Source organism: Microbacterium sp. NPDC090007 (genome assembly GCF_044748345.1).
GTDB lineage: Bacteria > Actinomycetota > Actinomycetes > Actinomycetales > Microbacteriaceae > Microbacterium.
In genome coordinates, this window is sequence record NZ_JBIVFV010000002.1 from 105,926 (window position 1) to 124,220 (window position 18,295).

The 18,295-nt window shown below is 67.9% G+C and carries 26 protein-coding genes and 1 pseudogene; all 27 read right to left on the reverse strand.

Annotated elements, in window-relative coordinates; translation table 11 throughout:
- Positions 1-2: 2 nt before the first annotated feature.
- The 27 genes and pseudogenes from ACIPVB_RS08920 to ACIPVB_RS09050 all read right to left on the reverse strand — a co-directional run bounded on the left by ACIPVB_RS08920 (position 3) and on the right by ACIPVB_RS09050 (position 18,289).
- Complete coding sequence (locus ACIPVB_RS08920; RefSeq protein WP_400368333.1) at positions 3-1,097, reverse strand: hypothetical protein; 1,095 nt, start codon at positions 1,095-1,097, stop codon at positions 3-5.
- A 16-nt stretch (positions 1,098-1,113) separates the two neighbouring features.
- Positions 1,114-2,031, reverse strand: coding sequence for a hypothetical protein (locus ACIPVB_RS08925; protein WP_400368335.1), 918 nt, complete (start codon positions 2,029-2,031; stop codon positions 1,114-1,116).
- Positions 2,031-4,229: a hypothetical protein gene (locus ACIPVB_RS08930; RefSeq protein WP_400368336.1), complete on the reverse strand. Its 2,199-nt coding sequence runs from the start codon at positions 4,227-4,229 to the stop codon at positions 2,031-2,033. The genes ACIPVB_RS08925 and ACIPVB_RS08930 overlap by 1 nt, the downstream gene beginning before the upstream one ends.
- 331 nt (positions 4,230-4,560) lie before the next feature.
- Positions 4,561-4,908: a hypothetical protein gene (locus ACIPVB_RS08935; protein WP_400368337.1), complete on the reverse strand. Its 348-nt coding sequence runs from the start codon at positions 4,906-4,908 to the stop codon at positions 4,561-4,563.
- Positions 4,909-5,021: 113 nt separating this feature from the next.
- Positions 5,022-5,597, reverse strand: a complete 576-nt coding sequence (locus ACIPVB_RS08940) for a hypothetical protein (RefSeq protein ID WP_400368338.1) — start codon at positions 5,595-5,597, stop codon at positions 5,022-5,024.
- A 72-nt stretch (positions 5,598-5,669) separates the two neighbouring features.
- Entirely contained in the window at positions 5,670-6,116 is a 447-nt protein-coding gene (locus tag ACIPVB_RS08945; protein ID WP_400368340.1) for a hypothetical protein, read from the reverse strand.
- A gap of 8 nt (positions 6,117-6,124) precedes the next feature.
- On the reverse strand, positions 6,125-6,409 hold the full coding sequence (locus ACIPVB_RS08950) for an HK97 gp10 family phage protein (protein WP_400368341.1): 285 nt from the start codon (positions 6,407-6,409) through the stop codon (positions 6,125-6,127).
- A 14-nt stretch (positions 6,410-6,423) separates the two neighbouring features.
- On the reverse strand, positions 6,424-6,786 hold the full coding sequence (locus ACIPVB_RS08955; protein ID WP_400368342.1) for a hypothetical protein: 363 nt from the start codon (positions 6,784-6,786) through the stop codon (positions 6,424-6,426).
- Entirely contained in the window at positions 6,786-7,247 is a 462-nt protein-coding gene (locus ACIPVB_RS08960) for a hypothetical protein (protein ID WP_400368344.1), read from the reverse strand. Before ACIPVB_RS08960 ends, ACIPVB_RS08955 begins: the two co-directional genes overlap by 1 nt.
- 17 nt (positions 7,248-7,264) lie before the next feature.
- The gene (locus ACIPVB_RS08965) at positions 7,265-7,510 is read right to left on the reverse strand and encodes a hypothetical protein (RefSeq protein ID WP_400368345.1); all 246 of its coding nucleotides are present in this window, start codon (positions 7,508-7,510) and stop codon (positions 7,265-7,267) included.
- Positions 7,511-7,512: 2 nt separating this feature from the next.
- Positions 7,513-8,469: pseudogene (locus tag ACIPVB_RS08970) on the reverse strand (phage major capsid protein); the annotation flags it as partial.
- A gap of 26 nt (positions 8,470-8,495) precedes the next feature.
- A complete protein-coding gene (locus tag ACIPVB_RS08975; protein ID WP_400368347.1) occupies positions 8,496-9,077 on the reverse strand; it encodes a hypothetical protein in 582 nt (193 codons plus the stop codon).
- A 79-nt stretch (positions 9,078-9,156) separates the two neighbouring features.
- Entirely contained in the window at positions 9,157-10,503 is a 1,347-nt protein-coding gene (locus ACIPVB_RS08980) for a hypothetical protein (RefSeq protein WP_400368348.1), read from the reverse strand.
- A gap of 12 nt (positions 10,504-10,515) precedes the next feature.
- On the reverse strand, positions 10,516-12,051 hold the full coding sequence (locus tag ACIPVB_RS08985) for a hypothetical protein (RefSeq protein WP_400368349.1): 1,536 nt from the start codon (positions 12,049-12,051) through the stop codon (positions 10,516-10,518).
- Entirely contained in the window at positions 11,993-12,448 is a 456-nt protein-coding gene (locus tag ACIPVB_RS08990; RefSeq protein WP_400368350.1) for a hypothetical protein, read from the reverse strand. Before ACIPVB_RS08990 ends, ACIPVB_RS08985 begins: the two co-directional genes overlap by 59 nt.
- A gap of 327 nt (positions 12,449-12,775) precedes the next feature.
- The gene (locus ACIPVB_RS08995; protein ID WP_400368351.1) at positions 12,776-13,408 is read right to left on the reverse strand and encodes a hypothetical protein; all 633 of its coding nucleotides are present in this window, start codon (positions 13,406-13,408) and stop codon (positions 12,776-12,778) included.
- On the reverse strand, positions 13,405-13,707 hold the full coding sequence (locus ACIPVB_RS09000) for a hypothetical protein (RefSeq protein ID WP_400368353.1): 303 nt from the start codon (positions 13,705-13,707) through the stop codon (positions 13,405-13,407). The genes ACIPVB_RS08995 and ACIPVB_RS09000 overlap by 4 nt, the downstream gene beginning before the upstream one ends.
- Positions 13,708-13,722: 15 nt before the next feature.
- Positions 13,723-14,028, reverse strand: a complete 306-nt coding sequence (locus ACIPVB_RS09005; RefSeq protein ID WP_400368355.1) for a hypothetical protein — start codon at positions 14,026-14,028, stop codon at positions 13,723-13,725.
- 379 nt (positions 14,029-14,407) lie between these two features.
- A complete protein-coding gene (locus ACIPVB_RS09010) occupies positions 14,408-14,698 on the reverse strand; it encodes a hypothetical protein (RefSeq protein ID WP_400368356.1) in 291 nt (96 codons plus the stop codon).
- 335 nt (positions 14,699-15,033) lie between these two features.
- A complete protein-coding gene (locus ACIPVB_RS09015; RefSeq protein ID WP_400368357.1) occupies positions 15,034-15,684 on the reverse strand; it encodes a hypothetical protein in 651 nt (216 codons plus the stop codon).
- Positions 15,681-16,232 (reverse strand): NUMOD4 motif-containing HNH endonuclease, encoded by a 552-nt coding sequence (locus ACIPVB_RS09020; RefSeq protein WP_400368358.1) that lies wholly within the window; start codon positions 16,230-16,232, stop codon positions 15,681-15,683. Before ACIPVB_RS09020 ends, ACIPVB_RS09015 begins: the two co-directional genes overlap by 4 nt.
- Entirely contained in the window at positions 16,229-16,522 is a 294-nt protein-coding gene (locus ACIPVB_RS09025) for a WhiB family transcriptional regulator (protein ID WP_400368360.1), read from the reverse strand. Before ACIPVB_RS09025 ends, ACIPVB_RS09020 begins: the two co-directional genes overlap by 4 nt.
- 196 nt (positions 16,523-16,718) lie before the next feature.
- A complete protein-coding gene (locus ACIPVB_RS09030) occupies positions 16,719-17,024 on the reverse strand; it encodes a hypothetical protein (protein WP_400368362.1) in 306 nt (101 codons plus the stop codon).
- Positions 17,021-17,308: a hypothetical protein gene (locus ACIPVB_RS09035; RefSeq protein WP_400368364.1), complete on the reverse strand. Its 288-nt coding sequence runs from the start codon at positions 17,306-17,308 to the stop codon at positions 17,021-17,023. Before ACIPVB_RS09035 ends, ACIPVB_RS09030 begins: the two co-directional genes overlap by 4 nt.
- Complete coding sequence (locus ACIPVB_RS09040; protein WP_400368366.1) at positions 17,305-17,517, reverse strand: hypothetical protein; 213 nt, start codon at positions 17,515-17,517, stop codon at positions 17,305-17,307. The genes ACIPVB_RS09035 and ACIPVB_RS09040 overlap by 4 nt, the downstream gene beginning before the upstream one ends.
- Positions 17,517-17,963, reverse strand: a complete 447-nt coding sequence (locus ACIPVB_RS09045; protein ID WP_400368367.1) for a single-stranded DNA-binding protein — start codon at positions 17,961-17,963, stop codon at positions 17,517-17,519. The genes ACIPVB_RS09040 and ACIPVB_RS09045 overlap by 1 nt, the downstream gene beginning before the upstream one ends.
- On the reverse strand, positions 17,963-18,289 hold the full coding sequence (locus ACIPVB_RS09050) for a hypothetical protein (RefSeq protein ID WP_400368368.1): 327 nt from the start codon (positions 18,287-18,289) through the stop codon (positions 17,963-17,965). The genes ACIPVB_RS09045 and ACIPVB_RS09050 overlap by 1 nt, the downstream gene beginning before the upstream one ends.
- Positions 18,290-18,295 lie beyond the last annotated feature (6 nt).

Consider the following 18,295-nt stretch of genomic DNA (forward strand, 5'->3'; position numbering starts at 1 on the left):
GGCTACCTTCTTCCTGTGTCTCGAGCCCCGCGCGCGAGGCGGGCGATCTGCTGCGCGAGGATCGTGTCGGTGTCGTCTTCGATGTCCCCGATGTGGGGGGTGACGACGAGGCCGTCTTCGGTTGTCTCGGTGACGGACACGCTGATCGGCTGAACCCGGTCGATGGGGCCGACACGCACGCGGACGAGGTCACCCTCGACGTAGGTGGTGCCGTAGCGGAACCGGTCGGTCTCGTTCAGCGTCGTCGTCAGCCCGGACTTCGGGGCGCCCTCGGCGAGGGCTTCGAGTCCGTCGACGGTGATGTCTGCGTCCTCGTCGGTGTTGCGGGCGTCGACGAAGCCCTCGATGATGTCGTTCCAGTCCGCCTCGAGCACGGTGTCGCGCACCTCGACGAATTGCCGCTCGACGCCTTCCCCGCGGCCGCCGACGATGATGCGTGTGGCGGTGGGGCCGGTGAGGTCGTAGGTGAATTCGTCAGGGACGCCGGTGGCGACGGTGAACACTCCTGGGACGGTTCGTGCGGGTCGTGTGTCGACGATCACCTGCCCGTCGAGGTAGTCGAGCGTGACGATGAGGTTGTCGGCTGTGAGAGCCTGCAGCACCTTGTCGGCGAGGGGATGGAATCGAAACTCCGCGCGGGTGGTACTCCCCCGCCCGAGGGATGGGGCGACCACCCAGGGGACGCCGAGGCGGGCGAAGTTCTCGGCCAGGGCGTTCTTGAACACCGCCTCTGATGGGCCCGTGTACGTCCGGTACGCCTGCGTCTGCGCGTCGATCGTGGCGGACGGGACCGGGCGGCCCTGCCACTCCCACAGCTTCCGCAGGTCGCCGACGACGTGCCCGGTGACCTGCCCGTTCGGGCCGGTACCGGGCTTGCGGCGGATCAAGCCCCGGCACCGCTGCTCCCCACGGAACAGGACTGCGGCGCGCGCCCCGTTCGCGAGGACCGCACCGAGGGCGGGGTCGTCATCGTCGAGGACGAACGTCGCCGTCGGGATGACGTTCCCCGCCAGGTCAAGGGTGGCCTCGACCCCGGAGAACTGTCGCTTGTACGTCCCCGCCTTGTCGTAGATCGCGAAGGTGAGAGTGTCGTCCACGGCAGTCCCCTCTCGATCAGAACGCGCGGAAGAACAGGGGCACGAGGTCGAACATGATGCGGCCGGTCCCGGTGGCTTCCACGTGCAGCGGGACCGACTCCCCCGGCGGGACGGGCGCGTAGTCCTGCAGTCCGAGCTGTTCGGTCGCGTCGACACCGTTGAGCAGTGCCGTGGGGTGGCGGGGGTCGGTGTCGATGACGAGCACGTCCGTCAGCTCAAGCGCGAACGGGACGGTGATGATCGCATCACCGACGCCTAGGGTGATCTCGTCCAGCGGCCCGGCGACGGACCACACGCCCCACCCTTCGACGTCGCCGGGGTTGGGGATGCTGGCTGTGCCGAACGCCGATGATGACGAGATCGTGAACGCGGGTGCCCCACCGGCAGGAATGAACGGGCGAGGGTCCGGAGCACCCCAGGGGCCGCGGCGGATCCGCTCGCCCTGCCAGAACGGTTGATCCGCCTCGAGGGTGAGGCCGTAGACCGCCCACCCTTTCAGCATCGGGTCACGTTCGTACTGGTGCGTGTCGTCGAACACGCCCGTCAGCTGCAGGGTGCGTTCCTCATCGCCCGCCTTGACCCTCCACGTGCCCGGGGTCGTGGGGTGGATGGAGTTGCGGAACGCGCGCTGCCGCTCGAGCCATGCGGTGGAACCGTCCGCCCAGAGGTAGACGGGCCAGAACACGTCACGCGACTCGGCGCGCCACCCGCGGGTCCGCTTCCCGGGGATGGCCCGTGCGGTGGAGGAGTGCTTCGTGATGCGCGGGTTGTCGAGCCCCTCCACGCCGTCGCGGGTGAGGACCACTCCCCCGTCCGGGTCGTTGAGGTCCCATACGGTTCCGTCCGGGCCTTCCCAGGTCAGCCGAATACCGGACCAGTCGCTGCGGACTGGGATCGACCCGACCGGCGGCGAGCCGAGCACCACCGGGTACATCAGCTCACCCCCGCGGTCACCAGAGCGCCCGTCCGAGTCACACGACGTCGCTTCTTCGTCTCAATCTCTGCCGCGATCCAACTTGCGGTCTCGGCGGGTGTGATCCCGTTGATGTTGTACGTGTCACCGCCTGAGTACCGTTGCCCGCTGCCTGTTCCGTTCATCGTCGAGAGGGTCCCTCCTGACATTGCGAACGACGCCGCGACGGGGACACGGTTCGTGTGACGGGTCATGCCCGCTTCGAACTGCTCCATCACGGCCGTACCGGACTGGCGAAGACGGTCCCATCCAGCCCCAGAGAACGGACCGTACTTCGCGGGCGAATTCGGGAAGAACCCGCGGACAGTGGACAGCACCCCTCCGATGACGGAACCGACGGGCGTTTCGGCGATCCCACGCAGGAAGCCGTTGATGAGCGACCGACCGGAGCTGTAGAGCAATCCCCCGAGGTCGCCGAGTGCGGCCGAAGCTCGCTGTGGGAGCGACTGGATGAACCCGATTGCCGAATTGACGCCGTTCTGCACCGCGGATGCCGCGGTCACCATGGCCTGACCGACACCGAACCCGAATTCGCGGACGCCCCCGAGGGCACCCGTGATCCCCCTGAGGAGATCACCGAATGCACCAGACGCGTTCAGAGCGTTCTGCGCGGTCTTCTGCAGTGACGTGTCACCGTTCAGGAACGAGAACAGTGCGTTGGTCAGCTGCAGCAGGCCGGTCTGGTTGTTCGTCCAAATCTGAAGCAAAGGGATGATGGCCTGCGCGCCCTGGATGAAGATCGGGAGCGCTTGGGTCCCCAACTCGATGAGCTGCGGCAGATACTCTGCGGTGGCCATCGCCAGAGAGATGAGCGCCGGCGTCGAGTCGGTGAGTGCCTGACCGAGTTCCGGTCCGACCTTCGCGATGGTCGCGTTCAAAGCTGGAACCAGCGACTCGTTCGCAACCTGAGCGAGGGATGTCAGCGCCGGCAGCAACGACAAGCCGAGGCTGGCCTGCGCATTCTGCCACTCCGCGTTCAGTCGCGCCTGCTGACCAGCGAGGGTGTCCGACTCCCGGGCGAACGTGCCCTGCGCGTCCGCCGTCTGCTCCATGAGCAGCGACAGGACCGCTTGAGCCTTCGCCGCCTGCTCCTGCTCCCCCGTGAGGTTGTTCAGCCCGAGGGCCGCGAGACGGGCGGACACGGCGGCCTCATTGATGGAGACGCCGTAACGTTCGATCGGGTCGCGCTCTCCACGCAGAGCGGCGGAGATGGCGTTCACTGCGTCCGTGGTGGGCCCGCCGAACTGCGCAGCGAGATCAGCACCGAGGCCGATCAGAACCCCGGTCTGCCCCGTTACGTCCTCGATCGGGACGCCGAGGTTCTTCAGCTGCGCCCCGATCACGGTCGCGAACTCCTGGTACGCGTTCCGGGACAGGCCGACGTCCTGCGCGGCGCCAGCGGCCCATGTACGGATCGTGGAGGCGTTGTCCTTGAAGACCGCGTCGACGGCCCCAATGGACTGTTCAAGCGACGAGGCGAACCCGATGCTGTCCTGCACGTACCGGCCGGCAGCGCGGAACCCGTCACCAACCGCGTTGCCGATGCTGGAGGCGAGGTTCGACGCGATGTTCCCGAGCGCCGAGCCCACGAACGAACCAGTGAGCACCTCGCGGAAGCCGGATGCGAAACGGCCGGCGGATCGACGCCCTGCCTGATTCAGCTGCTCGCCGGCATCATCGGCCGCCGAAGCGAGACGCCCCTGCGCTGAGCGGAGGCTGTCGGTTGCGTCCTTCGTGTTGCCCTGCGCGGCCCCGAGCTGACGGGTCGCCGTGGCGAGCCGCTCCTCCGCACGGATCACCTGGGACGAATCGTTGGCGTACTTGTCGCGCGCCTCAGCCAGCTGCTTTTCAGCGACACGCACCTTGCCGGCCGCATCCTGCTCCTTCAGGCGAGCCTGCGACAGCGCGCGCGAGGATGTCGCGACTGCACGCTCCAGTTCCTTCGTCGCAGACGACGAGAAACCCCTCGACTCCTGCTCGAAGGCCTTCCGGAAACCGGACCCGGTGGTGCGCCCGGACGTCTGTCCGGTAGAGGTGAACGCCTTCTTAAAACCCGACTCGGAGTCCTTCGCGGCCGCGTCGGTCTCCGCCGTGATTGCCTTGCGGAAGCCTTTGAAAGTGGGGACGATCGCGATCTGCCCGGATCCAAGCTCAGGCATGCAGACACCTCTCAGTCGGGGAAGGCGGACCTCCGTCGAAGCTGCTCGCGCAGCTCAGCACGGCGTTCCGGCGTGACATCAGCGTTCGGTTCCGCCGCGGACCATGGCGTCGGGAGCTCGAACACGGGGTCGTTCGTGCCTCGCAGGAAGTTCAGGACCCGTGAAGCGAGCAGGATGACCGCAGTGTCCGCGTCGGACGTCGGCGCGCTCATCCCGGCTGCTTTCATTCGCAGGTGTGACCTTGGCTCTGCGAGGAGACCTGTGAGGAGGTCCGGTACTTCACGCCACGGGATGCTGTTTCGGCGGCCGATGTCGTCGAGGCCGCATCCGATCAGGACTCGGAAGTCCCAGCGGAGCTCGGCTCGGTGCTCCCCGATGTACTCGAGGAGCCCTGAGATTCCCCCAGCGGCATCCGCACCGCCTTGGTGAACTCGTCGAAGAACAGACGCGAGAAGCGGGTGCGCTCGATGACGCCCATGCGGTCGAACGCAGCCTCGAAGTCTTCCCCGAGCCAGGCGGCGACGATCTTGAACTGTTGCTCCTGGTCGTCGTCCTCGTTCGTCGCGAGGGCGCTGCGGAGAATGTCGGCCGGGATGTCGAGGTCGACAGTGAGGACGTCACCTCGCTTGCTGGTGTATGTGAGGACGTCGTCGTGGACGGCGTAGGTGGGTGCGGCCATGTGGGTGGTCTCCTTGCGGGTGGATGAAGTCGTGGGTGTGCTGCAGGCGCGCGGTACGCCGGAATGAGGTGGGCGGCGGCGTCACCCACGAACACCGCCGCCCACCGGCTTGATCACGCCTCGGGAGGAAGGACCCACTCACCGAAGTGCTTCATGTTGACGGCTTCGTGACGGGCGATGTTGAACAGCAGGGCGTTGCCCATGACACCGCCACGCTCGGAGCGGTCCTCGGTCGAGGAGGCGAGGGTGACGAGGGGTGCGACGCGGCGACGGATGGCACCGTTCTTGAAGATCTCCTCGGAGAACACGACCCATCGCTTCGCGTGGCCGCCGCCGTCGATCTCGACGTACCCGTTCGCGTCGGGCGTGACGCCGGCGATGATCTCGCGCACCTGCTCGGCGAGGATCTCCGCGGCGGTGATCGCGAGCGTCACGTTCGCCAGGCCCGAAGGGATGGAGTAACCCTCTTGCCAGAACGTGATCGGGTCGCCGTCAGCCGCCCATGCGAACTGGGGTCCTCCGTCCTCCTTCAGCAGTCCGATCTTGACGAAGGCGGGGTCGAGGGTGAGGTCGTTGTCTGCGCCCGACGCGGGCGTGGGGATGGTGGTCCCATAGGGGGCGAAGCCGATGGAGCCCGAGACCGGGACGCCGACGGCGAGGATGTCGTTTCCAGCGGAGTCTGCGGCCACTGTCATCTCCTTGCGTGAGTGCCCCGTGTAGAGGCGGGTGGGGTTGGGCGGGCGCCCGGGACGTGGGTGAGGTCAGAGAGGGCGCGCGGCGACACCGAACGTGACGGTGCTGTAGACGCGGGCGAATGTGCTGTCTTCCGGGACCATGTAGGGCCCGTTCGAGTCGTAGACACGTGTCAGGGGGTTGCTGGGGTCGTCGAAGGGGATGAGCTCGGCAAGTGCGAGGACGATCTGTGCGAGCTCTTTCGCGTCGCGCGGGTTGAGCTTCGTGCCCGCGAGGACCGTGAGGCCGATGGATGCGCGCCCGGTCAGGAATGTGTCGCGGGACGTGCCGTCGTCGCGAATGACGAGCTGTTTCGCGGGCGGTGGGGTCTTGACCGATTCGACACGTCCGACGCTTACGTTGGCGCACACCGCTTCGGGGCGGTTGGTGAGCGCTCGTCGGTACCAGTCCGTGAGGAACAGTTCGAGGTCGTCGTAGATCACTGCGGCGCGATTGCCGCCGACGGTGGGGTACATGGTGCCCTTCAGCGACGGCCGGAGCGGCGGGTGTTGGACCGGAGTGCGCGGGCGAGGTTGCCAGTGCGCGACTCGATGAGCATGGTCTTCGGATCGGTCCCGATGACCAGGCCGACGTATCGCCGCTGCAGCTTCGATGCGGTGACGATGCCGTTGCGGTAGTCGCCGGTGTCCTTGGGTGCGTTGGCGCGCGCGGTTGCGGCAATTCGCCGGGCGGCTTCGTCGACCAGGCCTGCTACTCCGGCTGAGCGGGATAGCTGGTCGAAGTACGCGTCGTTGAACTTGACGGCCATCTGGAGGCCTCCTGTCAGCCGAGGTAGCGGGTGAGGGGGATCTCGCGCGACGCTTTCCACCCCGTGAATGGGTTCACGTCCCCCGTCGAGGGGAGCCCGTCGATTGTGTAGACCGGGCCGTTCTCCCCGTCGCGGATGCGGTCGCCCTTTGCGATGTCGTAGGAGTCGTCGCAGTACAGCGACTTTGCTTCCAACGCCTGCGCGCGGGTGGCGTCGCCGAGCATCGACGTCGACGTGGACGCGATGAACGCCTGCTCGATGACGAGTTCCGGCTCCGGGTTTCCCCAGTCCTCCCCGATTGGAAGGCCTGAGTACGGGTCGGTGATGGTGCCGGCGCGGAGCCGGTACACGGTGGATCCGTACGGCATTGAGAGCATCAGTCGTCACCCCGGACGTAGCCGTCCGACTCCGCGATCTGGTCGAAGACCGACATGGTGTTGCCGAAGCGGACCGCGTTGGGGACGGGCGCGCGGACGGAGCGGATGCCACCGCCCAGGCCGCAGACTTCGTCGAGTTGGTCGAGCTCCTCGGGGAGGAACCAGCGGGACAGGGCTGCGCGGGTGTTGTACTTCACCGACGCGGGGCCCACGGACTGCGAGTCGATGGGGCCGGCCGGTTTGCCGAGGCGACGCTCGAGCGCGTCTGCCGCGGCGGACACGAACATGACCCGGTTGGACGGGTTCTGTTCCGTGTCGTCGTGGGTGTCGATGTGCGCCCCGTAGCGGGCGTTGAGCAGCCGATCCAGGACCGGCACCCATGCTTGCGCTCGGAGCGCCTGAGCGGGCGGCAGGGCGGGGAGGAACGGTTGCACGTCCTCGTACTTCAGGTTGAGCGACACCGTCCCTCCCCTTCCTGTTAGTTGGTGGCCGCGGCGATCGCGGCGACCTTGTCGGCTTTCTTCGTCGCCCCGCCGAGGTCGATGCCCCGGTCGGCGGCGTACGCGTCCAGCTCCTTCGCGGTCCAATCCACCGAAGGCGTACCCTCGGGGATCTCCGACGCCACGACGACGTCGGGCACCCATCCGTGGTGCATGTAGAACTTGACCTGCTCGTCGGGCACGTTCACCTTGCGGCGCTTCGTGCCGTGGGTGAGCTGCGCCATGATCAGGCGGCGGGGGTGACCGCGGCGACCGGCTCGGCGGCCGAGCCCTGACCGGTGAGGGTGTTGCCGATGGCGTAGGCGTAGCGGGCCTTGAAGCGCAGGGCGACCATGTCGCGCTCCGCCAGGTTGATGCCACCGACGGTTGCCTGATCCAGGAACTTCACCTGGATGTCCGAGCGCTGACCGATCTTGACGCGGGTTCGGTCGGCGACGAGGGCGGTCGCGAGGGTGTTGTCCCAGGCGCCGTTGTCGACGAACGCGGCGTCGAGGCCGGCGATGCTGTCGGCGAACGTCCCGTCGGCGCCGAGGGAGCGCGAGAGGATCGCGGTGCCGTCGGTGGCGCGGAGGTTCGCGAGGCGGTAGCGGAGACCCGCGGCCGACAGGATCGTGGTGGGGTTGGCGCCCGAGTCGGCGACGGCACCGGCGGCCTGAAAGATCGAGCCGGCGAGGTCGTCCTCACCCGGCGTGGCCGAGATCTGGAAAACGTTGCCGGCGGCGGTCGCCGCGGGCAGCAGGGCCGGATCGGTCCACGTGGTGGGCTTGTTGATGCCGAACAGGATGGCCTGGTCGAGCACCTTGCCAATCGCGCGGCCACCGAGGACGGTGAGCGACTGCAGGCCGTCTTCCGTCATGTCCTCGAGGACGTCCTCGTGGATCGGGATGATCACGGCGATTTCCTCGACCACGAAGCGCTTGTTGCCCCACGCGGCCTCCGACGTCGGCTTGACGCCGTTGCCCGCCGTGGCGGACTCCTGCACCCACCCCGCCTCGGGGAGGGTGGTGAGGACGGGCGCGTTCGTGATCTTCGTGCCGAGGGGCACGGTGCCGAAGGCGCGGATGGCGGCGGAGCCCTGCTGGTCACCGGCCGCCTGGAGGAAGATCGGGGAGTATTCCTCCTCGATCAGGGTCGCCACATCGGCGCGAGAGATGTCTGCCATTTCGTCTCCTTGACGATTCGTGCGCCGAAGCGCGGAAGGTGGTTCGCCTAGTTGCTGCGGCGGTTGGCGCCGAGCTGGCGGAGCGCGGCTGCTGCCTTGCCCGTTCCGGGCTTGCCCGTGGTGTCCTGCTGCTTCTCACCCGGCCGTGGCTGAGGGCGCGTGCGCGGCGTGCGCGACGGCTCCTTCACCAGGTACGGCTTGTCCTGCGCGAGCTTCTCGACGCGCTTCTTCAGCTCGTCGGTGTCGATGTCGTCATCCTTCTTCGGGATGTCCGAACCGAGGACCGTGAGCGCGTCGGCGGGGTCCAGGAAGCCGAGCGTCGCCGCCACCGCCTTCACCTCGGATGAGGCGATGCGCTGGTCATACTTCGCTGCGGTCTCACCCGACGCTGTAGCGCGGGCTTCCTCGATCGCCTTCTCGCTCGGGGTCTTCTTCTCGTCCTCGAGCTGATCCCACTTCTCGGCCTTCGCCTTGAGCTCGTCGTAGCCCTTGTACTTCTCACGCTCACGCGCGAGACGGGACTCGACGATCCGGTCCAAGTCGGCCTGCGACTCCGGTGCCTTCCAGGCGCGCGGGTCGGTGGGCGCCGGATCGGTCGGCTGCGGGTCGGTCGGGTTGGGCATGGACATGGGTGATCCTCCGTGAATCCGTCGATATGACCGCCAGAGGCAGCTGGCGTACCTGACCCCGCCCGAGAGCGGGTGAGTCTCACTGCGCGGCGATCTGCCCCGCAGAAGTTCCGGGCACCGCGGCGGCTGCGGCGGTGCGGATCGCGGCGACCTCGGGCTGCCGGGACCGGACGTAGTCGGCGGCCTCGAGGACGTCCGTCTTCGACCAGCCGGGGACCATCGCGAACAGCAGCTCAAGCGGGGCACCCACGGTCGCGAGCTTCAGCACCGCATCCGAGATCTGGCCCAGCGAACGGGTCGACACGTCGGCCCAGTGGACCTGTGACGACGTCGCCTGCGCGGCCTCGGCGTCGTCGAGGATCGCGGCGGCGGTGCGCATCCACTGCTCATACCCCTCACCGATCGACATCTGACGGTCGGCGACGTTGCGGAAATAACCCGACTCAGCCGCGGCGATGCCCTCAGCGGACATGTTCACGACGGCGCCGAGGAGGTAGTGCGGCGGCACCTGACACACGGCGGAGAGGTGCTTGATGTGCGCATCGACGGCGGCGACGACCTTGTCCAGGTCAGCCGGCGCGAACGTGCCGAACCGTGCCGACTCCCCCGACTCGCCGGATGCGTGGATGAGCCCGTCGACCGACGATTTCAGATGCGGGTTGCCGTTGGCGTCGGTCGCGATCTCACCGCCGGCCATCCACTTCTGCGGGAACGCGCCATACCGCTGCACCATCTGCAGCGTGAACGTCGCATCGACGACCCGCTGGTAGATCGGCACCGCCGCTTCGACGGAAGACTTCGGGTTGCCCTGCAGGTCGAGGGTGTTCGACAGCTGCACGACCGGGCAGAAGTCGAGACCGTGCTCGTCGACAGTGACGTCGACAGGCGCGAGCGCGGAGCCCGTCCACCAGTACGCTGCCTCTCCGTCGATGAACAGCCACTCCGACTCCCAGAACGAAACGCCCTGCCTACCGACGCGGGTCAGCACCCACTCGGGGTACTCGTCCCACGGGCGGGCGAACTTCGCGTACGTCCGCAGCGCCGACAGAGGCCGCATAACGACCCCGTCACCATCCGCGGGGAGAGACATGCCGAACGACTTCCCGAGACCGATGACTTCTCGGTTCACCGCGCCCTGCCGGCCGTCCATGCCGTTGGCCTGCCAGCCCTCAGCCCACACCCGCTCCGACGAGTACCCGTCGACCTGCAGTCCTTGCGCGATCGCGTCGCACACGAACTCCAGCCACGGGGATGACGCCTTCCGGAACAGGTCTCGGTACTCGGCGTCAGCGTCGGACGGCATCCACGTGCGCGTCAGCTTCCCCTCGATGCGCTTCTTCAGCGTCGCCAGGCGACCCCACTCCGCGCGCATGTCCTGGGAGTGCTTCGAGATGAGCTCACCGATGCTGGTCCCGTCGAGCGCCATCAGCTACCTCCATCACGCGTACCCGCGTACTTGTGCCGGCTGCCGCTTCGGCGTTGCTTCGGACTTCAGGACCCCCCACAGTGCCCAGGTGACGGCCTGAGCCATCGAGACGGGCTTCGTCGGGTCGGACTGCTCCCATGTGACACCGGCGCGGCCGATGTTGCGGGTGGTGGCGAACTCGAGAGACGCGCGAACCTCCGCCTGTGGGCGGTGGGGCACCAGCCCGGCGTTCACGTGCTCGATGAACAGGGTGTGCGCGGCGGCGATCTCGTCGAGGTTCATGGCGAGGTACTTCACCCCGGCGTGATCGAGGCTCGAGACGACGGCGGCCGCGTTCTTCGCGTCGATGACGACGAGTGCGTTTCCGTACTGGGCCTTCAACGCTTTCAGGTCTTCAGCGATCCAGCGGGTGCCGCGGTCGGTCTTGTGGTGCTCGACGGCGATGCGCTCGGTGTCGACGCGGACGGCCTTCCCGATCGTGCCGAACGCGCCGGCCTTGCCGAGGCTGAGGGAGAGCACGACACCGTCGCCTGTGACGTGCGCGTCGGTGTCGGTGTGACGGTCCCACACCTCGAGGTCAAGGTCAGACAGTCGCACAACGGCTTCGGCGCGGCGGCGCGGCCAAATCGACAGCCGCTGGCGTCGGTACGAGTCCGCGGACATGCGACCCTCAACACCCGGCTCACCACGCTCGTCGGCGATCTGCTCGTAGGTGAGGCCGGGACGAAACCCGACGCCCGGGTTCGACTGCTCCGCCGCGGCGTCCGAGTAGATGTCGATCTGTGCGGCCGTGTCCGGCTCGTCAGCGCCCTCGGGAGAGAATTCCATCCACCCGGTGCGGGGCGCCGTCCCGGCGCGTCCACGGTCTCGTACGCCCTCCCAGTACTCGGCGTCGTTCAGTTCGTCGGGGACGGTTCCGAAGAACAGCACCTGCGTGTTCTCGACCGACGACATGGTCGGCAGCAGAGCGTCCATCGCAGCGATCGATGCTTCCTGGGCCTCGTCGATGACGAGGTCGTCGATGGTGAAGCCGACGCCGCTGTTGCGGGAGCGGGCGAGGTACAGCAGACGGTTCCCGTTGGCGAGCTCAAAGCCCTCCTCGCCGTGCGCCGTGCGGATACCGCGAGAACCACCCCGCAGCTCACCCATCAGCAACGCCGACGACTCGATGATGAACCGCATCCGGCGGAACATCTCCTGAGCCGTCTTGAACTGGTGCGCCGTGTACACGATCGTGCGCGGCGACCCGTCCCGCTTCGGCCACAGGAACAGCTTCGCGAGACAGAACGCGGTGATGATGTCGCCCTTGCCGTTCTGGCGGGCGACGAGCTCACCCCACTCCGTGCACGTCCACAAGCCCTCCGCGTCGACCGACAAGATCCCGTCGAGCGACAGCTCCTGCCACGGGTCCAGCACACGACCGGCGACCGTCCACAGGTCCAGCGCCTCATCAGCGAGAGTGCCCGCGCGCGGCGGGAGAGTCAGAACCCTAGGCGCCTGCCGCCCGCGCAGTACGGGCAGCTCGAGCTTCGGCGAGCTGGTCAGCAAGCGTGACCCCCTTCGCCTGTCCGTTGCCCTGAATCTCCGCGATCTCGCGCACCGTTTCGCGCTGCTCCCGCATCAGCAGGTACGCGCGGCCCGGATCAGTCCGCCGCAGCGCCGGCAACAGCTCCCGCTGCTGCTCCAGCAACTCCTTCAGCACTTCGAGGCGCGAGACGTGCCCCTCATCGGTCGTCGGCATCGGCGCCGGCGGCGGCAGAGGCAGTTCCGGCGCCGAATCGACCGGTTCAGCGACCGCGCGGGCCCTCCGAGCCCCCACCGACGTCGATCGGGCCGCGTCATGCTCTTTCTGAGCCCGACGGCACGCCGAATCGACGTCCTCACCGTCCCTCAAATGCCGCTTGTAGGCCGTATACGTCCCGCACGGCGCCTTCGCACGCGGCATCCGGCACCTCCAAACGGTGTCAGCCCGCGATTCGGTGTCGCGCAGCATCATGTGCGGGGAGAAACGCGCCAGGCACGTGCGGGACGTGGGCAGCGGGTGGGCCTTCGGGGGGTCCCCCACCCCTTCGCGGGTCAGCCGTGGGTTTGGGTGGCGGGTGCCGTGCGGGTGCCTAGGACGTGAAGGTTGTAGAGAGCTTCCGGGGTGTCTTCGTCGGCTACTGTCTCGTCGTGTGGCTCGGAGATTCCGCACCGGGCGCACGTGCGGGACCAAGTCCACGGGTGTTCGTCGCACTGCATGTTTGTCAGTCTCCTACTCGTCGGCGGTCGCTCAGGTCTTGCGGTAGGCGAGGACGGAGAGGGTGACCTGTCCGAGTGCGAGGAGCGCTGTGGTGGTGACGGTGATGACGCACCCGGTGGTGGTCTTGCTTTTGACGATGGCGTCGGTCTTGCCGATGAGGTTGGCGGTGGTGGTCCCGGTCTGGGGTTTGGTGATGGTGTAGCCCGTGTCGGGGAATGGTGTGGGCCAGGTGACGGTGACGTCGACGGTGGCTGCTGCGCCGAGGAGCGTGATGATGGCTGGGACGGCGATGCTGTCGCGGTACTCGATCTGTGCGACTGCTCCGGCGGGTGCGTCTTTGCCGGGGGCTCCGTCTTTCCCGTTCACGCCTGGTGCGCCGTCTCGACCGTTGGTGCCGTCTCGCCCTGCTGCGCCGTCTCGTCCCGGGGGTCCGGGTGTGCGGGCGATGTTGTCGATCTCGGACTGCAGTCGCTGATGCTCTTCATCGGCGGCTTGTGTGGCGACGTCGAATCGGCGGGCGATGTCTTCGAGCGTGGTGAGGCGGGGGTCGCGGGTGATGACCATCTGGCGGGCGTTGTCGGCGGTGGCCTGTGCCTTGTTGACCTTCTGGGCGATGTCGGTGATCTTGGTGATGCCGGTGTTGATCCAGCCGCGGCGGTTCATGAGCGGGACACCGAGAACACTGCGTCACCCTCGGACACGACGTAGAGGGTGACGTCGCGGCGGTCGTAGGCGCCGACGGACACGTTGCCCCATCCGCCGGGTGGGATCTGGTCGGAGTCGCCGGCTTTCGGGTGCGCTTCGTTGCGGGACACGTAGACGGGGTGTTCGGCGTCGTGGACGGTGATGACGACGCTGGAGAAGGGTGCGACGTCCTCGAGGAGAACGGTTGTGGGTTCACCGGCTGGGAGGGGCATTTCGTAGGCGCCCTTTTCGGTGCGGGTGATGGTGATGTCGGCCACGTGGTTCCTCCCTTGTCAGGTGGCTTCCCAGATCTCGACGGGTGCGTTCTTGCCCTTGCGGGAGTTGCAGGCCAGGTGCATCGGCACGAGCTCCTGACGTACGAGGTCGCCGCCGTTCTCGAGTGCGACCGGGTGGTCTGCGGTGAAGGAGAGGCGGTGCCCGGGTGGGAGGGTCGTGTCGATCGTGTCGCCGCATCCTTCGCCGGTGGGTGAGCCGTATCCGCAGGGGAGGTTGTCGCGGGCGGTACGGCGTTTCAGCGCGTCTTGCTTGCGGCGGTAGGCGCGGTGGCCTTTGCCGTCCCGGATGCGGTGCGATGGCATGCCGTCTCCCGGGTGAGTAGGAGGGCGCCGGGTGTGATGCCGGCGCCCGGGGGTCGGTGCAGCTGTTCCCTCCGCCGTTCAGATGTCGGCGGTCGTGGGGATGCTTGGAGCCGGAATCCGTGGGCTCGTGAACACCGGGTGTGGACCCGCGGTCGGGCGGAGCGTTCGTCGTGCGCGTGCGTATGGGGGTGTGTGCGCTGCGGCTCGACGCCCGACCGGGGTGTCTGTGGAACGACGAAGCCCCCGGGGCCGTGTGGTCCTCGCGGGGGCTTCGTCGTCTGTTGTCGTGTGTGACAACTCTCTGATCTTGAAGTTAGGGGCGGAAAGAACTCGGGTGGGCGTATCCGGGTGAAACACGGCGTGTCGCGCTCTGTGCGGTTCACTCGCGCCCTGTGGTGTCGGGTGGGCGGTTCGGGGCGGGTGGCGGTGTTTCGGTCCTCTCAGCGGCTTCCTGCTCGCGTGCTTTTCGGAGTCGGTACTGGTGGGGTGGCCAGCGTTTGAGTCTGGCCCGCCAGTGCTTGAGGAGGATCTGCTCGTCGACGACGCGGACGCGTTGCCCGTGGCGGGTCTCCCAACCCATCGGCATTCCGTCCTGCCGCATGTAGCGGATCGCGCGGGTGGTGCGGCCGATGCGTTTCGCCGCCTCCCGGTAGGTCAGGAGCTTCGGCACCGGCTCACCCTCCCGCTACCCATCGGACTCCCGTTCACTCGATTCGCGGCCCAGCAGCGTGAGGCACAGCGAGCACGTCACCTCGGCACGGTCGCGGGTTGTGCGCTCGAAGGACGCCGCGCCGTTGCCGTGCAGGCTCGTCGGCGCGTTGCCCTCCCAGTGCACCGGTGCCGACGATCGGGGGTACACGCCGTGGTGGTCAGCACACCGCGCCCCGTACAGGGTCGGTGCCCCACAGAGCACGCAGTGGTTGCACCAATCGAGGCATCCCTCGACGTGGCTCGGCGGGTGCGGGTCCGAGTCCGAATGCGGCGTGTCGATGTAGGTCCGTGACATCACAGGCTCCCGTTCGCGTGGTTGATGTCTTCGGTGAAGGTCTCCCCGCAGGACCTGCACAGACCGACCTGCACGGGTCTCGGTGACCCGTTCGCCCCGTCGATCCAGTCGACGATCACCGCGGCCTCACTGCAGGTTGTGCAGGTGCGGGGGCGGGCGCGGCGGGCGGTGCCGGCGGTTGCGTACCGGCCGCGGAGGCGTCGGATGAGGGCGAACAGGTCGTCCTCGACGGGGGCGACGTCGTGGAGGTCGCTGATCGCTTCGACGTTCTCGGCGAGCCATGCGGTGACGGTGTACGCGGCCCTGCGGGCTGTGCCCGTGTCTTGGGGTACGTCACGGTCCACCGTGGGTGCGGCGGGCAGGTGGGAGTGCACCTGCTCGAGGTACCGCCACATCAGGGCCCACAGTTCGCGGGAGTCGGTGGTCGCTCCCCCGTCGCGGATGGGAACACTGTCGTAGTACCCGCCGCCGGTGACCTGCGGCCGGTCGAACGCCGAACCACCACGGGACACCCCGATGCTGGGAAGCGCGAGGGTGCTGGTCGTCTCGATCAGCAGCGGGAGCTGGTCGGTATGCCAGACATAGGACGTGACCCAGCGTTGGTATTCGTACGCTGCCTGCTCGTCGGCGTCCACCTCGTAGCCGGTCATGCGGCACCTCCCATGATGTCGAAGTAGTCCCTGTCGGCAGCCGCGTTGTCGAACGGGCGGCCCTGGTCGTAGGCGCGCCAACGCTCTCGTGAGCACGCGCGGCATCGACGGCGCTTCTCCTTGCCGACGAATGTGAGGTTCGGTCCGTCGAGACGGTGCGCCCGCCGGCACGTGGGGTGGTGGGCAACGCGATCGGCGGCGTTTTCCTGCACGGTCCCCCACCGCAGGTTCCCGACCCGGTTGTCGTCTCGAACACCGTTGGCGTGGCACGCTTCCATCCCCTCGGGACATGGGCCGGCGAACGCCTCGAGCACCATGCGGTGCACCTTCGTTGTCACGCCTGTGCCCGAGACGTAGAGGCGCACCTGCACGTAGCCGCGAGGATGCCGCGGGAGCGCCAGCAGTTGGCCTTCCTGGTGGTGGCCCCGCGAGTCTCGACGGGCGACCGATCGAACGCGGCCGACGTTCGACACCTCGTACGCCCCCTCGTATCCGACGACCGCCCGCCAGCGCTCGGTCGTCTCGTCGATCGCGTCGTCGGGGATCACGCGGCCGCCGCTCGGCGCAGTTTCGCCAGCTGGCGTTCGGTCTTCCCGCCCCACACCCCGGACGTCTGCCCGGTGCGGAGCGCGAACGCGAGGCACTCGTCCATGACGGGGCAGGCGAGGCAGATCGCTCTGGCCGGTTCGGGCGAGTACCCCTTCTCGGGGAACCACCATTCGGGGTCGATCTCGGCGCAGGCGGCCTCAGCGACCCACGGTTCAGGGGTGATGAGGGATGCGGCGCCCGACCACTGCACGTCGTTCCTGACGTGGGTGACGGGGATCATCTGGTCCATCGGTTCGTGTCTCCTGCTATGTGGTCTGCTCGACGTGCGGCGTGGCAGTCGAGGCAGGTGGTTTGGTCCCAGTCGGTGGGGGTCTTGGTTTTGCGGCCGCAGTAGCCGCGGCCGGGGGCGCCCGCCGCGCAGGTGCGGTCCTTCTCGGGGGTGGATGCCCGCGGGGTGGCGCGGTCCTGCGCGGTCGGGGCGGCGGTCACAGCGGCACCAGGCGGACGAGGTCGCGCATCGCCGCTGACGCCTGGCAGGCGGCGTGCTTCGTCTGGGCTGCCGAGGACGTCACGATCGCTGCGTGCGTGTCGCAGACGAGTCCGCATTGCCGGTTGCAGGCGGTGCAGACGACGGCGTGCGTCGCGAGCTGGCCGCAGGATGTGCCTCGGGTGAGGAAGATGCAGACGGGGTGGTCGTCGGCGTGCTGGGCCAGGTCGTGCAGCACGTCCTCGTCGTGCAGGCCGAAGCGGTCGACCGTGGCCTGCTCGATGGGTGAGAGGGTTGCGCTCATCGGATTGCCCCGCTCGCCCTGAGCGCCGACTCGGCCTGGTCCTGGGTGTCGATGTCGAACCCGTGCTGGACGGCTCTGTGCGCCCGCTGGGCGGCCACCTCCCCGACGGCCCCCTCGGCTTCCGCGGCAGCCGTGTTGAGCTGCCGAGCGAGGGCACGCGCCGTATCGGGTGCCATACGGGTTGTGTGGCCCTCGAGGGTGGGGAAGGTGAGCAGGGCGACCACGCCGTCGTCGGTCCAGTCGGCTTCGGCGATCGGCACCTGCTGCTGTTCATGGAGGATCATGCGTTGTCCCATCCGAGGGCGGCGCGAGCTTCCGCGCGCTTCCGGTTCTTTTCGTCTGCCCGGGCCTGTGCGGCCGGGTCGTTGTAGTTCTTCGCGTCGTGGCGGAGCACGGCGACGGGGAGGGCGAGCGCAGTCAGCTGGTTGCTGAGTCGGATCTGCGCGGTGAGGTCGTCAATCGCTTCGACCTGTGTGCGCCTCGTAGCGGCCATCAGAACGGGGTGTCCGAGTCGGCGGAGCCGGACGTGGTCCAAGGCTGCTCAGCAGGCGCGTGACGCTGCGTAGAGCCACCTCCACCGGCGCGGGTGACCTGCGCGGTCGCGTAACGGAGGCTGGGGCCGATCTCGTCGACCTCGAGCTCGATGCTCGTGCGCTGGTTGCCCTCACGGTCCTGGTACGAGCGCTGCTTCAGCCGGCCCAGGGCGATGACGCGGGAACCCTTGATCAGCGATCCAGCGACGTGCTCGGCGAACTCCTTCCACACCGATGCGCGAAGGAACAGCGCCTCGCCCTCTTTCCACTCGTTCGCCTGACGGTCGAAGACGCGGGGGGTGCTGGCGATCGTAAAGTTCGCGACGGGCAGCCCGTTCTGCGTGTACCGCAGTTCGGGATCGGCGGTGAGGTTACCGACGACGGTGATAACGGTCTCGCCGGCCATCAGCGCACCTCAGCCGTCTCGTGAGTCGACACCGGCGTGATGCTGACTCCCTCGTCGTAAGAGATGGCGACGGGCACCGAGGCCAGGACGCCGTCTTCCTGACCGAGGATTGCGTCCTCGATTCCCGCGGCCTCCACCCACTCAACTGCCCAGCAGGGCCATCCGGTCTCGGTCGCCTGCTCCGCGGTCCAGGACTCCATGAGTCCTTCCTCGAATCCGGCAGGGCGACGACGGCAGATCGCGTCTTCAGGAGCGGTGCAGACGAAGCCGCGGTGCAGTTCGCCGCCCTCGATCTTCAGCTGGACGTGGTGATAGCTCGTGCTCATGACGTG

Excerpts from the sequence above, each read along its gene's own strand:
- ACIPVB_RS09050 (WP_400368368.1), bottom strand. The coding sequence starts at position 18,289 with ATGAGCACGAGCTATCACCACGTCCAGCTGAAGATCGAGGGCGGCGAA.
- ACIPVB_RS08990 (WP_400368350.1), bottom strand. The coding sequence starts at position 12,448 with ATGCCGCGTGCGAAGGCGCCGTGCGGGACGTATACGGCCTACAAGCGG.
- ACIPVB_RS09005 (WP_400368355.1), bottom strand. The coding sequence starts at position 14,028 with ATGCCATCGCACCGCATCCGGGACGGCAAAGGCCACCGCGCCTACCGC.
- ACIPVB_RS08980 (WP_400368348.1), bottom strand. The coding sequence starts at position 10,503 with ATGGCGCTCGACGGGACCAGCATCGGTGAGCTCATCTCGAAGCACTCC.
- ACIPVB_RS09045 (WP_400368367.1), bottom strand. The coding sequence starts at position 17,963 with ATGGCCGGCGAGACCGTTATCACCGTCGTCGGTAACCTCACCGCCGAT.
- ACIPVB_RS08975 (WP_400368347.1), bottom strand. The coding sequence starts at position 9,077 with ATGTCCATGCCCAACCCGACCGACCCGCAGCCGACCGATCCGGCGCCC.
- ACIPVB_RS08930 (WP_400368336.1), bottom strand. The coding sequence starts at position 4,229 with ATGCCTGAGCTTGGATCCGGGCAGATCGCGATCGTCCCCACTTTCAAA.
- ACIPVB_RS08950 (WP_400368341.1), bottom strand. The coding sequence starts at position 6,409 with ATGGCCGTCAAGTTCAACGACGCGTACTTCGACCAGCTATCCCGCTCA.
- ACIPVB_RS08945 (WP_400368340.1), bottom strand. The coding sequence starts at position 6,116 with ATGTACCCCACCGTCGGCGGCAATCGCGCCGCAGTGATCTACGACGAC.
- ACIPVB_RS09040 (WP_400368366.1), bottom strand. The coding sequence starts at position 17,517 with ATGGCCGCTACGAGGCGCACACAGGTCGAAGCGATTGACGACCTCACC.
- ACIPVB_RS08935 (WP_400368337.1), bottom strand. The coding sequence starts at position 4,908 with ATGGCCGCACCCACCTACGCCGTCCACGACGACGTCCTCACATACACC.
- ACIPVB_RS08965 (WP_400368345.1), bottom strand. The coding sequence starts at position 7,510 with ATGGCGCAGCTCACCCACGGCACGAAGCGCCGCAAGGTGAACGTGCCC.
- ACIPVB_RS08955 (WP_400368342.1), bottom strand. The coding sequence starts at position 6,786 with ATGCTCTCAATGCCGTACGGATCCACCGTGTACCGGCTCCGCGCCGGC.
- ACIPVB_RS09025 (WP_400368360.1), bottom strand. The coding sequence starts at position 16,522 with ATGGACCAGATGATCCCCGTCACCCACGTCAGGAACGACGTGCAGTGG.
- ACIPVB_RS08925 (WP_400368335.1), bottom strand. The coding sequence starts at position 2,031 with ATGTACCCGGTGGTGCTCGGCTCGCCGCCGGTCGGGTCGATCCCAGTC.
- ACIPVB_RS09035 (WP_400368364.1), bottom strand. The coding sequence starts at position 17,308 with ATGATCCTCCATGAACAGCAGCAGGTGCCGATCGCCGAAGCCGACTGG.
- ACIPVB_RS09030 (WP_400368362.1), bottom strand. The coding sequence starts at position 17,024 with ATGAGCGCAACCCTCTCACCCATCGAGCAGGCCACGGTCGACCGCTTC.
- ACIPVB_RS08995 (WP_400368351.1), bottom strand. The coding sequence starts at position 13,408 with ATGAACCGCCGCGGCTGGATCAACACCGGCATCACCAAGATCACCGAC.
- ACIPVB_RS09015 (WP_400368357.1), bottom strand. The coding sequence starts at position 15,684 with ATGACCGGCTACGAGGTGGACGCCGACGAGCAGGCAGCGTACGAATAC.